This window comes from Nitrosospira multiformis, from assembly GCF_900110185.1.
GTDB lineage: Bacteria > Pseudomonadota > Gammaproteobacteria > Burkholderiales > Nitrosomonadaceae > Nitrosospira > Nitrosospira multiformis_A.
In genome coordinates this window covers 40,035-54,590 of the sequence record NZ_FOCT01000004.1, presented here as the reverse complement: position 1 = coordinate 54,590, position 14,556 = coordinate 40,035, and the positions used below count along the sequence as shown (strand labels likewise).

Genomic DNA, 14,556 nt, shown 5'->3' with positions numbered 1-14,556 from the left:
TAGTGCTTCATGCTGGCGCTCTCATGCGTTAAACTCGAATTTTTTCAATTTTTCATTCAGTTATGGCCCAATACGTACTTACCATGAACCGGGTGGGCAAAGTGGTCCCGCCCCGGCGCACGATACTCAAGGATATTTCCATCAGTTTTTTTCCCGGCGCAAAGATAGGTTTGCTGGGACTCAACGGTTCGGGCAAATCCACCGTTCTGAAAATCATGGCGGGCGTGGACAAGGATATCGAGGGCGAAGTCACTGCCATGCCCAACCTCAATATCGGCTACCTTCCGCAGGAACCGCAGCTCAATGCTGAGCACACGGTACGCGAAGCGGTGCAGGAAGGACTCGGCGAGGTATTCAACGCACAGCAGAAACTGGAGGAAGTTTACGCTGCCTACGCCGAGCCGGATGCAGACTTCGATGCCCTAGCGTCGGAGCAAAGCCGGCTTGAAGCAATCATCGCCGCCAGCGGCGGAAACCTCGGTCAGCAGATGGAAATCGCAGCCGATGCGCTGCGTTTGCCGGAATGGGATGCCACCGTGAAGAATCTCTCAGGTGGCGAGAAACGGCGCGTCGCGTTATGCAAATTGCTGCTGTCCAAACCGGACATGCTATTGCTGGACGAACCTACCAACCACTTGGATGCGGAGTCAGTGGAATGGCTGGAGCAATTCCTTACGCGGTTTCCGGGCACCGTGGTGGCAGTGACGCACGATCGCTATTTTCTCGATAACGCGGCGGAATGGATCCTGGAGCTCGACCGCGGGCACGGCATCCCGTGGAAGGGCAATTACAGTTCCTGGCTGGAGCAGAAAGAAACCCGCCTGAAACAGGAAGAATCAGCCGAGTCGGCACGCCAGAAAGCGCTGAAAAAAGAGCTGGAATGGGTACGACAGAACCCCAAGGGACGCCAGGCGAAATCCAAGGCGCGTATTGCGCGCTTTGATGAACTCAATTCGCAGGAGTACCAGAAACGTAACGAGACGCAGGAGATCTTCATTCCCGTAGCCGAAAGACTGGGTAACGAAGTCATCGAGTTCAGGAACGTATCGAAAGCATATGGCGATCGCCTGCTGATCGATAACCTGAGTTTCAAGGTGCCTCCCGGTGCCATTGTCGGCATCATCGGTCCGAATGGAGCCGGAAAATCCACTCTTTTCCGGATGATTACAGGAAAGGAGCAGCCGGATTCGGGCAATATAGAAATCGGCGCAACCGTCAAAATTGCCCACGTGGATCAATCACGGGCCGCTTTGGAAGACGGTAAAACCGTATTTGATGCGATCTCGGATGGGCATGACATCCTGACGGTCGGCAGATATGAAACGCCAGCACGCGCCTATCTCGGTCGCTTCAATTTCAAGGGCTCGGACCAGCAGAAGATAGTGGGCAACTTGTCCGGCGGTGAACGTGGAAGACTTCACCTGGCTAAAACGCTTATCGCCGGGGGCAACGTACTATTGCTGGATGAGCCTTCCAACGACCTCGATGTCGAAACGTTGCGAGCGCTGGAAGATGCGTTGCTAGAGTTTGCGGGATGCGTGATGGTCATCTCGCATGACCGCTGGTTCCTTGACCGTATCGCTACCCATATCCTGTCGTTCGAAGGCAATTCGCAGGTGGCATTCTTCGATGGCAATTACCAGGAATATGAAGCCGACAAGCGGAAACGCCTCGGGGAGGAAGCCGCAAAACCCAAGCGAATCAGGTATAAGCCGATCAATCGGTAAGTGCTGAGCAGGCTGGCTTTCCTGTCCCGATCCCGTTCGATCCCCGATAAACTCGGGAACCCTCCTCTCCCCAACCCTCTCCCCGCTGGGGAGAGGGAGCCTACAGTGGAGGAAGGAATCAGCAAAACGCAAGGTCTCAGGACCAAACGTGAACGTCTAGTCCGCTATGGCTATGCCAAGAGAAAGCGATCGTCAGAGGAGAATGACCGCGGCCTGGTCTATCAATAGCGACCTTCGCGCTTCGGCCCCGTGCCGCTGGAATCCTTCTTCTCCTCATACCTTTCAGTGCCGTCGGTCTGGTATCTGGAATTATCCTGACCTTTTCTCATTGAAGTGCCTTCCTTCATGTGCAATCTTTGCTTGATGCTCTTATCGCCTTTACCATTCGTATCGCGAACAGCTGGAGAATCAGCCGGCCCGATCTCGTCCGGCATATCGTACTCACCAGCATAGACTCCACCCGATGCACTGACACCGAGAACAAATGCCGCGACAATTGGAAGCAGTGCGGGCCCGGATATCAAAGAAGAACGTTTCATGATTACTCTCCTTATCAGCTCAACGATTGATTGAAGGTGACTGAAATCGCACAGTACGCCTGATTCCAATGTCATTCCGTACGTTAACATACATATTGCCTGCATTAATCTGATACTTCGTGAAGTTTTGGATATCAATGGCTTTTCTATACAATTATCAAATTTGCTGATCAGTCTTTTCACTTGTTCAGATACAACTCATGAAATTGGTATATCTTCGCTGCCTGTACATCCCGGTTTTCGCGCTATTCATAAGCATTGGCGCGTTCTTTTGCAATCCGGTGACGGCGAGCGAAAACAATACCTTGAACTCCGCAAAAGCGTGTCCTGTCTGCCCTGAAATGGTATCCATTGCAGGCAAGAAATTTGCCATGGGTAAATACGCCGTGACGTTCGACGACTGGGAGGCGTGTGTTGAAGGAGGCGGCTGCGGCGGATATGTTCCCCCCGATAATGGCTGGGGGCGCGGTAAAAGACCGGTTGTAAACGTAAGCTGGGATGACGCCCAGGCTTATCTGCGATGGCTGTCGGATAAGTCGGGCAAGACTTATCGGCTGCCCACGGAAGAGGAATGGGAAGTCGCCGCCTTGGCGGGCGCGACTACCCAATACTATTGGGGCAACGACGTCGGGCGCAATAACGCCAATTGCGATGGATGCGGGAGCGAGTGGGATAACAGGAGAACCGCTCCCGTCGGCAGTTTCAAACCCAATGCCTTTGGCCTGCACGATATGATGGGTAATGTCTGGCAGTGGACGGATACCTGCCGGAAAGGGAATTGTGCAAAGCGCCTCCTGTGCGGAGGCTCCTGGAATCACCGGCCGCAGGATATGCGGGCAGGTATGTGCAACTGGTTCGATACCAACAAACGTATGCGCTATCTGGGTTTTCGACCTGCAATGACGTTACCCTGAAGCCCACTCGCTCTTTTTTCCCCTCGCAATTTTTTCCCTCTCTCCCGACTCCTCTCCCACAAGTGGGAGAGGAGAGTGAGGACATCGGCCAGACTGAGCTAAGCATGATGGATAGCTCAAATAATTCGTTTGGTTGCAATACCTCAACTGCGCCTGATTCGTGCACCCAATGCCGACAGCTTCTCTTCGATCCGTTCATAACCACGGTCAAGATGATAAATACGGTCAACGATCGTTTCACCCCGGGCAATCAGCCCGGCCAGGACCAGACAGGCCGAAGCACGCAGATCGGTCGCCATGACATTCGCTCCATCGAGCCCGCCCACACCGCATACCACCGCGGTATTGCCTTCGACTTTGATATCGGCATTCATGCGCTCCAATTCCTGCACGTGCATGAAGCGATTCTCGAATATGGTTTCGGTAATGATTGCGGTTCCGGTAGCGATGGTATTCAATACCATAAATTGCGCCTGCATATCGGTAGGAAATGCGGGATAAGGTGCCGTCCGCAGGTTTACCGATTTCGGGGGATTATTCATTTTCAGGTGTATCCAGTCTTCACCCGACTCGATGGCAGCCCCCGCTTCCATCAGCTTGTCGAGCACCGCATCCATTGTGTCGGTGCGCGTCTGCCTGAGATATATTTCGCCACCGCTGGCTGCGGCTGCTACCAGGAATGTGCCGCTTTCGATACGATCGGGCATGACGCGATAGTTGGTACCATGCAGGCTTTCTACGCCTTCAATGGTGATGATGTCCGTTCCGACTCCCTGAATTTTAGCCCCCATGGCGATAAGGCAGTTCGCGAGATCCATCACTTCCGGTTCCCGTGCCGCATTTTCCAGCACAGTCGTCCCCTCCGCCAGCGTGGCCGCCATCATCAGGTTTTCAGTGCCGGTAACAGTGACGATATCCATCACGATATGCGCGCCGTTAAGGCGTTTCGCCTTTGCATGAATATAACCGTGCTCGATCTCGATCTCCGCACCCATTGCCTGCAATCCTTTTATATGCTGATCAACGGGACGCAGACCAATGGCGCACCCACCCGGCAGCGACACTTTTGCGGCACCCGCCCGCGCAAGCATCGGGCCCAGCACCAGAATTGCAGCCCGCATGGTTTTCACCATTTCGTACGGCGCAACGAGATTGGAAAGATATGCCGCAGTCAGTTCAGTCGTACGGTTGCTGTCGACATTGATTCGAACCCCCATCTGCTGGAGCAGGTCCAGCATGGTAGTTATATCATTCAGATGCGGAACGTTTTCGACGACGAGGGTTTTCCCGGTAAGCAGGGAGGCGCACAGGATAGGCAGCGCCGCGTTCTTGGCTCCGGAAATGGTTACATCGCCGGAAAGCCGCACGCCTCCCTGAATGATCAGTTTTTGCATGGTTGAAATGTGCTGAGGTTCCCGTCATCATATCGCAAACACGGTACCCGTAGTTTCAAATTTCGGCTTATTATGCCAAAGTAATATCAACCAAAGGAGATAAGATGGAAAAAAAGACGATACATACAACGGATGCGCCGCAGGCTATCGGCACTTATTCCCAGGGAATACGCGTCAGCGGAGGCGATACCATCTACATTTCCGGTCAGATCGGTCTCGAACCCTCTACCATGCAGATGGTGGAAGGCATCGAGAATCAAATCCATCGGGTATTCCAGAACCTGACGGCAGTTGCAGCGGCTGGTGGAGGCAGCCTCCGGGATATCGTCAAATTGAACGTCTATCTCACGGACCTTTCCAATTTCCAGAAGGTGAATGAAATCATGGTGCAATATTTCAGCACGCCCTACCCTGCGCGCGCCGCCATCGGCGTATCGGCGCTCCCGCGGAACGCGCTGGTGGAGATTGATGCGGTATTGGTGGTGCCAGCATAAGGACTGAGGTGTGATACAGGAAACCGCGCGCTAGCTTAAAGGATGCGTCTCCACGACGAATGCAGTCGCTCGCCATCTCTCCCATCAGCGGGACAATCAGGGACAAGCTCGTCAAACTCGGCATTACCGATGCTTCAAGCCTGATACTGCATTTACCGTTTCGCTACGAGGACGAGACGCACCTCTACCCAATCAATGATGTACCTGCCGATCGAACAGTGCAGGTCGAAGGCATGATCACCCGAAGCGAAGTTATGTACCGGCCACGGCGGCAACTGGTATGCCAGGTGGAGGATGGAACAGGTGTTTTGTTCGTGCGCTTCCTGAATTTTTACGGCAGTCAGGTAAAAGCATATTCGGTGGGCACGCGGGTGCGCTTGCTGGGAGAGGCGCGCCCCGGCTTTTTCGGTGTTGAAATGGTTCACCCCAAGTGCCGGATTTTACGCGGGAATGTGCCCCTGCCGGACGCGCTCACTCCGATTTACCCCTCTACAGCCGGACTTCCTTCCGAAGCACTGCGCAAACTGATTTCCCGGGTGCTGCAAACAGGAGATGGCGGAAACCCTGAGGGAACTCTCTCCGAAACGCTGCCCGATGCCGTACGTGAACGCTGTCAGCTTCAGGGTTTCAAGGACAGTGTGCTATTCCTGCACCAACCCCCACCGGATGCACCGCCCGCTCTATTGCGGGAGCGCACTCATCCCGCCTGGCAGCGGATCAAATTCGATGAATTGCTGGCGCAGCAATTGTCGATGCGGGTGCATTATCAGCAGCGGCGCAATGGCAGCGCCCCTGTTCTGATAGCAAAAAACGATTTGACCAGAGCACTGCTGAAGTTGCTGCCTTTCGATCTCACTCAAGCCCAGAAGAAGGCTTTCGCCGAAATCAGCCGCGATCTGACGGAGCCCCATCCCATGCAACGCTTGTTGCAGGGTGACGTGGGAAGCGGCAAAACGATCGTTGCCGCACTGGCTGTGCTGCAATCGATCGAAAATAATTTTCAGGCAGCACTGATGGCGCCAACCGAGATTCTTGCGGAGCAGCATTATCGGAAACTCTCCACATGGCTTGCCCCCCTGCTGGAGCCGGGCGGGCTGCGGATCGCGTGGCTCGGCGGCAATCAGAAAAAGAAGGAACGGGAAACCACGCTTGCCGATATTGCTGCCGGCAACGCCCTGCTTGCCATCGGGACACATGCATTGTTCCAGAACCAGGTGGAGTTTGACAGGTTGGGACTTGTGGTTATTGACGAACAACATCGCTTTGGTGTTCACCAGCGGTTGGCATTGCGAGAAAAAGGGGCTGGAGCGTACGCCATGCCCCACCAGTTGATGATGAGTGCAACGCCCATTCCACGTACCCTTTCGATGAGCTATTACGCTGATCTGGATGTGTCCGTAATAGACGAAATGCCGCCCGGACGCGTACCGGTGGTAACCAAGCTTGTCGCCGACACCCGTCGCGACGAGGTAACGGCGCGCGTACGGGAAGCCTGCCGTGAGGGAAAGCAGGCCTACTGGGTATGTCCGCTGATCCAGGAGTCTGAGGCATTGCAGCTCAAGACCGCGCTGGAAACCCACCAGGGGCTGACCGAAACTTTTCCGGAATTGAGAATCGGCTTGGTGCATGGCAGGCTTTCATTTCAGGAGAAATCCGATGTGATGGAAGCATTTGCGCGAGGTGAAATCCATCTCCTCGTAGCGACAACAGTGATCGAAGTAGGCGTGGATGTGCCCAATGCGTCGCTGATGGTGATCGAGCATGCAGAACGCATGGGCCTTGCGCAATTGCACCAACTACGCGGACGGATCGGACGAGGTGCAACCGGTGGCGTATGCATATTGATGTATCAGCAACCCCTCTCCACAAACGCGCGTGAGCGACTCAAGATTATTTTTGAAAACACGGATGGCTTTGAAATAGCGCGTCAGGATCTGCGGCTGCGGGGGCCCGGCGAATTCCTGGGTGCGCGCCAGAGCGGACTCCCTATGCTGCGCTTCGCTGATCTGGAACGGGATGAAGCCCTGCTCGATACGGCACGGACGATTGCCGGGGAATTGCTGCGTGATTATCCGGAAGCGGCAAAACGCCATCTCCACCGCTGGCTGGGAAGGAAAAGCGAATACCTGAGGGCATAAAAAGAACGATCTCGCGGTTCTTCATCGCGGATTTTTCGAACTCGTGAATGATTCTACAAACCAGAAACCTGACCTTGCAGCATCCCGGCAAATTGCTGTGCCGCAATCTGAACCTCACCATCAACCCGGGGGAATGCTGGGCGATTCTCGGCCGGAACGGCTGCGGCAAGACGACATTGATACATGCCCTGGGTGGACTGAACCAAGTGAAGGCGGGACAGGATTCATCCGTAACCATCGCGGGGAGGGCGCTTGGGCAGTGGTCCCGGCGGGAACTTGCCCGCAATCTCGGCATTCTGTTGCAGGATGAACCCGGCGAGTTCTGGGGTACGGTGCATGAATACGTGCTGCTCGGACGGCATCCTCATGCAACCAGAATGCTCGGCTGGCAGGCGATCGACCTCGAGATGACATCTCGTGTTATCGAGCAAATGGAACTGGCCGGCCTTGCCGACCGTCTACTCGCTACGCTTTCCGGCGGCGAGCGCCAGCGCGCGCGTATCGCCTTGCTGCTTGCCCAGTCGCCCAAATGCTATCTGCTGGATGAGCCTTTGCAACACCTCGATCTGCGCCATCAACTCGAGACCATGATCCTGTTCAGCGAATTGGTGAAGCGGGGCAGTTCCGTCGCAATGGTGCTGCACGATATCGGCTGGGCAGTCAGATTCTGCGACCACGCATTGCTGCTGTTCGACGACGGCCCTGCCATGAGTGGCAGTATAGACGAGGTGCTCAAGCGTGATAATCTTGAAGCGCTTTATCACTGTAATCTGGGGGAGTTCATCGCAGGCCGGCAGCACCATTTCTTCCCGCAAACGGTGCCGAGTGTATAATCTGGAATTTCAGGCATACTTTTTCTCAGCAGCAATTCTTCAGCGCTTTTTCCAGCAAGGGCCGTGGACCGCAGTGGCTGTTTGCCCTCACTTGATCTTCCCCTTTTGGATGAGTTCGCCGCGCGGGATGACGGAATCCCGGAGCTTGTTCATCTGTATTCACCATGATTCGTAAACTTATCGATCGCGTCTTCAACCGCAATACATCCGCTTCCATCCCTTCCGCCCGCACTTCCTCCACGAAGCCGCATATCATTACGCGCGACCAGCACGGCATCAGGCGCGATCACATCAGCTCCGGTGCGCTCAAAGTTACATCAGGTCTGCAGGAAGCGGGATATTCCGCTTTCATTGTAGGGGGGGCCGCGCGCGACCTGGTGCTGGGATTGGAGCCAAAGGATTTTGACGTTGCCACGAATGCCACACCGGAGGAAGTACGCGCTGTTTTCCGCCGCTCGCGTATCATTGGCCGCCGTTTCCGGCTGGTGCATGTCATGTGGGGAGCGGAAACCGTGGAGGTTTCGACTTTCCGGGGCGGCCCATCCGGAGAGACAGGCGGGCTGAGTGCTGACGAGCATGCGGACGAACATGGACGTCTCTTGCGCGATAACGTATTCGGCAGTCAGGAGGAGGATGCGAGACGGCGGGATTTCACCGTGAATGCGCTGTTCTTCGATCCCGTCCACGAGGAAATCTGGGACTATCTGAACGGCTATGAGGACCTGAAGGCACGACGCCTGCGCATCATTGGAGATCCGGTGCGGAGATACCGCGAAGATCCCGTGCGAATGCTGCGAGTGGTACGGTTGAGCGCCAAGCTCGGCATGGAAATCGATGCCGCCACAGCCGCGCCTATCAACGAACTGGCTCCCCTGTTGCTACATGTGCCGCCCTCGCGGCTGTTCGATGAAATGCTGAAATTACTGCTATCCGGTCATGCGCTGGCCTGCGTGACCGATTTGCAGAAACGCGGATTGCACCATGGCCTGCTTCCCATGCTGGATGTGATACGGGAACAACCGCTGGGCGAGCGCTTTATCACGCTCGCGCTCAAAAATACCGATGAGCGCGTGCGGCAGGAAAAGCCTGTATCGCCGGGATTCCTGTTTGCCGCCCTATTATGGCACGAAGTGCTCGCATCCTGGAATGCTTACCAGGCGACAGGGGAAAGACCAGTTCCCGCCTTGCACTTGGCAATGAACGACGTGCTGGCGGTACAAGATAAGAACCTGGCAATTCCGCGCAGGTACGATGCCATCATGAAGGAAATCTGGATGATGCAACCGCGCTTTGCCCACCGCTCAGGGAGCAGGCCGTTCCGGCTCCTTGAAAATCCCCGCTTTCGCGCTGCCTACGACTTTATGCTATTGCGTTGCGAAAGCGGCGAAGTGGATGAGGAACTGGGCAAATGGTGGGAAGCATTCCAGCATGCAAGTTCCCGCGAACGTGAAGCCATGCTGATCAGCGATGAGAGCCAGAAGAGACGCAGGAGAAACCGTAGCCGTAAAAAATCGGGCACTCCCCCTGCGGGAGAGAACGGCCACGTAGTATCCGGGAAGCAGGATGGTTTTGCCCCATGAACGGGGCTAACGACGGTCGCATCGCCTCGCATGCGTATATCGGATTGGGCAGCAATCTGGATGAACCTGTAGCGCATGTGCAAAAAGCGTTTGAAGAACTGGGGGAGCTTCCTTTTACGCGCTTGCTGGCGCATTCTTCGCTCTACCGCAGTGCACCGATTGGACGCCTGGATCAGCCTGATTTCATCAACGCAGTCGCGCATATCGAAACCACCCTGCCACCCCAGGATCTGCTGCGAGCCCTGCTCGGGATCGAGCAAAAGCATGGGCGGATGCGCGAGTATCTCAATGCGCCGCGTACACTTGATCTCGACTTGCTGCTATATGATGACCTGCAACTGGATGAGGATAGCCTGATTCTGCCTCATCCGAGGATGCACGAACGGGCATTCGTATTGCAGCCCCTGCTCGAAATTGCGTCGATCAGCAGCATACCGGGACACGACAACATAAGGGAATTGCTTGCTGCCTGTAAGGAACAGCGGCTGGAACGCGAGCTGACACGTGAAACTTGAGGAATATCGCCACATCGCGGTGGAAGGCCCGATCGGTGTGGGAAAAACCAGCCTGGCGCGACGAATGGCGGAGTATGCGGGTGGACAGCTCCTTCTGGAAAGACCCGAGGAAAATCCGTTTCTCGGCAAGTTCTACGAGGATATCCGCCGATATGCGCTCCCTACCCAACTGTTTTTTCTGTTTCAGCGCGCCAACCAGTTGCAGGATCTGACGCAGATCGATCTGTTTACGAAAACGACCATAAGCGACTTTCTGCTGGATAAGGACCCGCTGTTTGCGGGACTGACGCTCAACAATGCAGAATACGATCTGTACCGAAAAATCTATCGCCATCTGCAACCCGAAGCTTTCACTCCTGACCTCGTGATCTATCTGCAAGCGTCGCCCGCCACGCTGGTGGAGCGGGTGAAGCGCCGGGGCAGTTCCTATGAACAAAACATTTCCGAAACGTATTTGTGGCGATTGGCCGACAGCTATGCGCGCTTCTTCCATCACTATGAGGACGCGCCACTTCTGATCATCAACAGCGAGCATCTCAATTTCGTTGATAGCGAAGAAGATTTTGCATTACTGCTGAGGCAGGTCGAACAAATGCGCGGCCCGAGGGAATATTTCAATTTCGGAAGATGAGCAAACCGGAAAACAAGAAGCCGAAAATGGGTTGGATGACCTATCTGATACACGCAACCAGGAGCTGAACCATGCGTATCACACAAGATGTCTTTCAAAAAATGCGGGATGATGGAGAGAAAATTGCCATCGTCACCTGCTATGACGCAAGTTTTGCGGCATTGCTGGAAAGAGCAGGCGTCGATATCCTGCTGGTGGGTGATTCACTGGGAAATGTGATCCAGGGTGAAGAGACTACCCTACCGGTTACTCTGGATGACATGATCTACCATACACTTTGCGTGAAACGCGGCTCAAGCACGGCTTTCATCATGACGGATATGCCTTTCGGCACCTCGCAGGTGAGTCCGGAAGAAACCTTCCGCAATGCGGCCGAACTCATGGCGGCAGGCGCCAACATGGTCAAGATCGAAGGCGGTTCCGTCATGGCCGAAACCGTGGAGTTCCTGACGCAGCGCGGCATCCCCGTCTGCGCGCACATCGGCCTCACGCCCCAGTCGGTAAACCAGTTAGGGGGCTATAAGGTGCAGGGAAAGACCGACTATGAAGCCGAGCAGTTGCTGGAGGACGCGGTAGCGCTCGAACAGGCCGGAGCAGGAATGCTTTTGATGGAAGTCGTGCCTGCCGCCCTTGCAGCCCAGGTTACCCGAACGCTCTCCATTCCTACCATCGGCATCGGCGCCGGGAAGGATTGTTCGGCGCAGGTATTGGTGCTGTACGACATGCTGGGCATTTATTCAGGCAAAAAGGCCAGGTTCATGAAGAATTTCCTCACGGGGGCGGGCAGCATCGAGGAGGCCGTGCAAAACTATACCAGAGCGGTCAAAACCGGGGAGTTTCCTGGCCCCGAGCATACATTCTGACTACCGATCCGAGTTGGACATCATCACGGATATTTCACCGCTACGAACCCGCCTTGGGCGCGAATCCTCCATCGCCTTCGTGCCGACGATGGGTGGATTGCACGAGGGACACTTGTCCCTGATTCGCGCCGCTTGGCGACATCGGGAATGTATAGTCGCAAGTATTTTTGTAAATCGCCTGCAGTTTGCCCCAACCGAGGATTTTGACCGATATCCCCGCACCCTGGAGCAGGACTGCGCGCTTCTCGAAGAGCAGGGCGTTCACGTCGTGTTCGCGCCGGAAGAAAAAACGCTTTATCCCACGCCGCAAGAGTTCACGGTGGAACCCTCCCCTATCGCAAACATGCTGGAAGGGAAGTACCGTCCCGGCTTTTTTCGGGGCGTGGCAACTGTCGTGCTAAAGCTCTTCAATATCGTGCAGCCGCAGACCGCGGTGTTCGGAAAAAAGGATTATCAGCAATTGCATATCGTACGCGAACTGGTGCGGCAGTTTAATTTACCCATAGAGATCGTTGCCGGGGAAACAGTTCGCGCCTCGGACAACCTGGCATTGAGCTCGCGTAACCGCTACCTTCGTGATGAGGAGCGCGCCGAGGCAATCCGGCTGTATCAGGTGCTATCGCAAGTGAAGCGGGAGATAGAAGGCGGCAATCGCAATTTTGCCGAACTGGAGGAAAACGCGATGAAAATTCTTGCCTCCCACGGCTGGAACGTCGATTACGTCTCGATACGCGAGAGAGATACCTTCGCAGTAGCCCAACCCAAGGAGGGGAATATGGTGGTGCTGGGAGCAGCCCGCCTGGGTGAAATCCGGCTGATCGATAGCCTCGAAATCATCTCAAAAAAGGAATAGAGGCGATGAAAGCCGGCTCAGCGGTTGGGCGCTGCAGCCTCCAATTCTTCCCGCTATACCCCTGCTTTGCCAATCCTTGAAAGCTCTGCCCCACCGGGGCAGCTTTTTCACTTTGGACAGTTTGCTATACATCTCTCTTCTATGATTTTCCTGCCCCCACAGCCTAGAAAGCAGGCATCCTGTACCGACTGACACCCGCATTCCACTTCACACTGCTGGTAGCGCAGCCGATCAAATTCCCGCATACGATTCGGCCTGAGGGGGGGCGGTTGGTAGAAAAAAGGAGACGAGTAGCCCAAGCCATAATAAGGCCCTCCTCCCCAGCCCCACGGAGAACCCCACCCCCCGGGATAGCCACCCCAACCCCATGGGTATCCTCCCCACCCCCAGCCCAGCGTGGTGCGTTCCCAGCCAGGATATCCGAACTGCATCCGCCGGCGATATGTATCAAGCTCATCGTCATAACGCTCGACCGCTTTTCTATATCTCTCTTCCGCCAGGGGTTCGATGCGTCTCAGGCAGGCCTGATATGTCGACTGACAGTTTTGCTGGCACATCTCCAGCTTTTGCGTGCATTTTTCAAGACAAACGATGCCTGCCGGATCGGTTGGCGGTTCATACCGATGGGTGATCTGATAGCGGGGAGAGAAAACCGCGCAGCCAGCTAAACCGACCAGACTGATCAGGACTATTGCGCGCTTGACCAGATGGGTACGCATTTTTCTTCCATAAACTTCATTGCTGATCTTCGTCAATATCGGAGGTAAGCATCCATATCATACTCTTACTATACTCCTTCACACTCTCGCGCGCCGTTGATTTATCCGAGAGGGGGATGTGAGAAAGTAATTGATTCAAAACATCTTTTTCACGTCTCTGTTTGGAGACATCAAGTAATTCCGAAGAATCAGGGAGTTACTCTCATGCAATAGAGGCCTGTTGCCGACAAGCAACAATGCAATCAGGGTTTTATTCTTCAGCTTTCAACATAAGTCTTTGTTTCAACGCTTCTTCTTATACTGGCACGATAACTGCTTGTATTCACGGTGATACCGTACATCGGTTTGCGCCTGCTGAAAATGAGGCAGGGGCTATTACCGATCCAGCTCGAAAAGAGAAATCCACAAAGAATACCGATAACGGTTCGCCCGCGCCGGACACTGTCTCAACAGAGACATGAGTGAGCCATATTCTGGCGATACAGCCTGACACGAGGAGGAATATTGTTATGCTTTCACCACACAGCCCGAAGCAAAACCGACTTCTTGCCGCCCTGCCACCCGGGGACTACGCGAGACTGCTCCCTTATCTTGAATTCATGCCCATGCCAGTGGGACAAACAATTCATGAACCGGGAGCGATTATTACTCATTCATATTTTCCCACCACGAGCATCGTCGCACCCCTTTACAGCGTGGAAAGCGGCGCCTCCGTACGTCTTTCAATCATTGGCAACGAGGGCCTGACAGGTATCTCGTCATTGCTGGGAGGCGCCAGTACGCCTGCCGGCGTCGTGGTACAAAGTGCGGGCAGTGGCTATCGCATGAAAACCAACGTGCTGAAAAAAGAATTCGAGCGGCAGGGAAAATTACAACATCTGATACTGCGCTTCACCCAGGCATTGATGACTCAGACGGCGCAGAATGCGGTTTGCAACCGGCACCATAACATAGAGCATCAGTTGTGCCGCTTCCTTTTGATGAACCTCGACCGGTTGCCAGGCCATGAACTGCAAATGACACACGAGCAGATTGCCGTCATGCTGGGAGTGCGGCGGGAGAGCGTGACGCAGGCCGCGCTCAAGCTGCAAACGATCGGTGCAATACAGTATAGCCGCGGGCATATAGCCGTAATGGATCGTGAAGAGCTGGAAGATTCCGTATGTGAATGCTATTCCGTGGTAAATGACGAGTATGACCGGCTGCTATGGAACCCCTCCATGGCCGAGCCCGCTCAAACTTCCACAAAGAAGGATACAAGCGAGGAGTTGTGGCCAGTAAGCTGAGGAGAGCCCCGGGTTGCTCGGCAAGAACAGGTTTTCCTCCCCGACCCGAGTTCGAGCCGAGTCACCCGGC

At 54.8% G+C, this 14,556-nt stretch carries 14 protein-coding genes; 11 read left to right on the top strand and 3 right to left on the bottom strand.

Annotation, left to right across the window (positions count from 1 at the left end; translation table 11 throughout):
• Positions 1-62: 62 nt before the first annotated feature.
• Complete coding sequence (gene ettA, locus BMY01_RS05890) at positions 63-1,727, top strand: energy-dependent translational throttle protein EttA (protein ID WP_074745260.1); 1,665 nt, start codon at positions 63-65, stop codon at positions 1,725-1,727.
• A gap of 221 nt (positions 1,728-1,948) precedes the next feature.
• Here ettA and BMY01_RS05885 read toward each other — a convergent pair whose 3' ends face one another.
• On the bottom strand, positions 1,949-2,266 hold the full coding sequence (locus BMY01_RS05885; protein WP_074745258.1) for a hypothetical protein: 318 nt from the start codon (positions 2,264-2,266) through the stop codon (positions 1,949-1,951).
• 200 nt (positions 2,267-2,466) lie between these two features.
• Here BMY01_RS05885 and BMY01_RS05880 point away from each other — a divergent pair, with 200 nt between their 5' ends.
• A complete protein-coding gene (locus BMY01_RS05880) occupies positions 2,467-3,180 on the top strand; it encodes a formylglycine-generating enzyme family protein (RefSeq protein ID WP_074745256.1) in 714 nt (237 codons plus the stop codon).
• A gap of 143 nt (positions 3,181-3,323) precedes the next feature.
• On the opposite strand, the gene murA is transcribed toward BMY01_RS05880, so the two are convergent.
• A complete protein-coding gene (gene murA, locus BMY01_RS05875) occupies positions 3,324-4,574 on the bottom strand; it encodes a UDP-N-acetylglucosamine 1-carboxyvinyltransferase (RefSeq protein ID WP_074745254.1) in 1,251 nt (416 codons plus the stop codon).
• A gap of 104 nt (positions 4,575-4,678) precedes the next feature.
• Here murA and BMY01_RS05870 point away from each other — a divergent pair, with 104 nt between their 5' ends.
• From BMY01_RS05870 to panC, 8 genes are all read left to right on the top strand, one after another.
• Entirely contained in the window at positions 4,679-5,068 is a 390-nt protein-coding gene (locus tag BMY01_RS05870; protein WP_074707524.1) for a RidA family protein, read from the top strand.
• A 59-nt stretch (positions 5,069-5,127) separates the two neighbouring features.
• Positions 5,128-7,206 (top strand): ATP-dependent DNA helicase RecG, encoded by a 2,079-nt coding sequence (recG, locus tag BMY01_RS05865; RefSeq protein ID WP_074745252.1) that lies wholly within the window; start codon positions 5,128-5,130, stop codon positions 7,204-7,206.
• Positions 7,207-7,253: 47 nt separating this feature from the next.
• Positions 7,254-8,039 carry an ABC transporter ATP-binding protein gene (locus BMY01_RS05860; RefSeq protein WP_074745250.1) on the top strand — a complete coding sequence of 262 codons (786 nt, stop codon included), beginning with the start codon at positions 7,254-7,256 and terminating at the stop codon, positions 8,037-8,039.
• Positions 8,040-8,203: 164 nt separating this feature from the next.
• Positions 8,204-9,619 carry a polynucleotide adenylyltransferase PcnB gene (gene pcnB / locus BMY01_RS05855; RefSeq protein WP_074745248.1) on the top strand — a complete coding sequence of 472 codons (1,416 nt, stop codon included), beginning with the start codon at positions 8,204-8,206 and terminating at the stop codon, positions 9,617-9,619.
• Positions 9,616-10,134: a 2-amino-4-hydroxy-6-hydroxymethyldihydropteridine diphosphokinase gene (gene folK, locus BMY01_RS05850; protein WP_074745246.1), complete on the top strand. Its 519-nt coding sequence runs from the start codon at positions 9,616-9,618 to the stop codon at positions 10,132-10,134. Before pcnB ends, folK begins: the two co-directional genes overlap by 4 nt.
• The gene (locus BMY01_RS05845; protein WP_074745244.1) at positions 10,124-10,765 is read left to right on the top strand and encodes a deoxynucleoside kinase; all 642 of its coding nucleotides are present in this window, start codon (positions 10,124-10,126) and stop codon (positions 10,763-10,765) included. The genes folK and BMY01_RS05845 overlap by 11 nt, the downstream gene beginning before the upstream one ends.
• 71 nt (positions 10,766-10,836) lie before the next feature.
• Positions 10,837-11,628 carry a 3-methyl-2-oxobutanoate hydroxymethyltransferase gene (gene panB, locus BMY01_RS05840; RefSeq protein ID WP_074745242.1) on the top strand — a complete coding sequence of 264 codons (792 nt, stop codon included), beginning with the start codon at positions 10,837-10,839 and terminating at the stop codon, positions 11,626-11,628.
• A 13-nt stretch (positions 11,629-11,641) separates the two neighbouring features.
• Positions 11,642-12,481: a pantoate--beta-alanine ligase gene (gene panC / locus BMY01_RS05835; protein ID WP_074745240.1), complete on the top strand. Its 840-nt coding sequence runs from the start codon at positions 11,642-11,644 to the stop codon at positions 12,479-12,481.
• Between the two features lie 107 nt (positions 12,482-12,588).
• Here the strand turns inward: panC and BMY01_RS05830 are convergent, their stop codons facing one another.
• Positions 12,589-13,200, bottom strand: a complete 612-nt coding sequence (locus BMY01_RS05830) for a hypothetical protein (protein ID WP_074745238.1) — start codon at positions 13,198-13,200, stop codon at positions 12,589-12,591.
• 509 nt (positions 13,201-13,709) lie between these two features.
• On the opposite strand from BMY01_RS05830, the gene BMY01_RS05825 reads away from it, so the two are divergent.
• Positions 13,710-14,486, top strand: a complete 777-nt coding sequence (locus tag BMY01_RS05825) for a Crp/Fnr family transcriptional regulator (protein ID WP_074745236.1) — start codon at positions 13,710-13,712, stop codon at positions 14,484-14,486.
• The last annotated feature ends 70 nt before the right edge of the window (positions 14,487-14,556 follow it).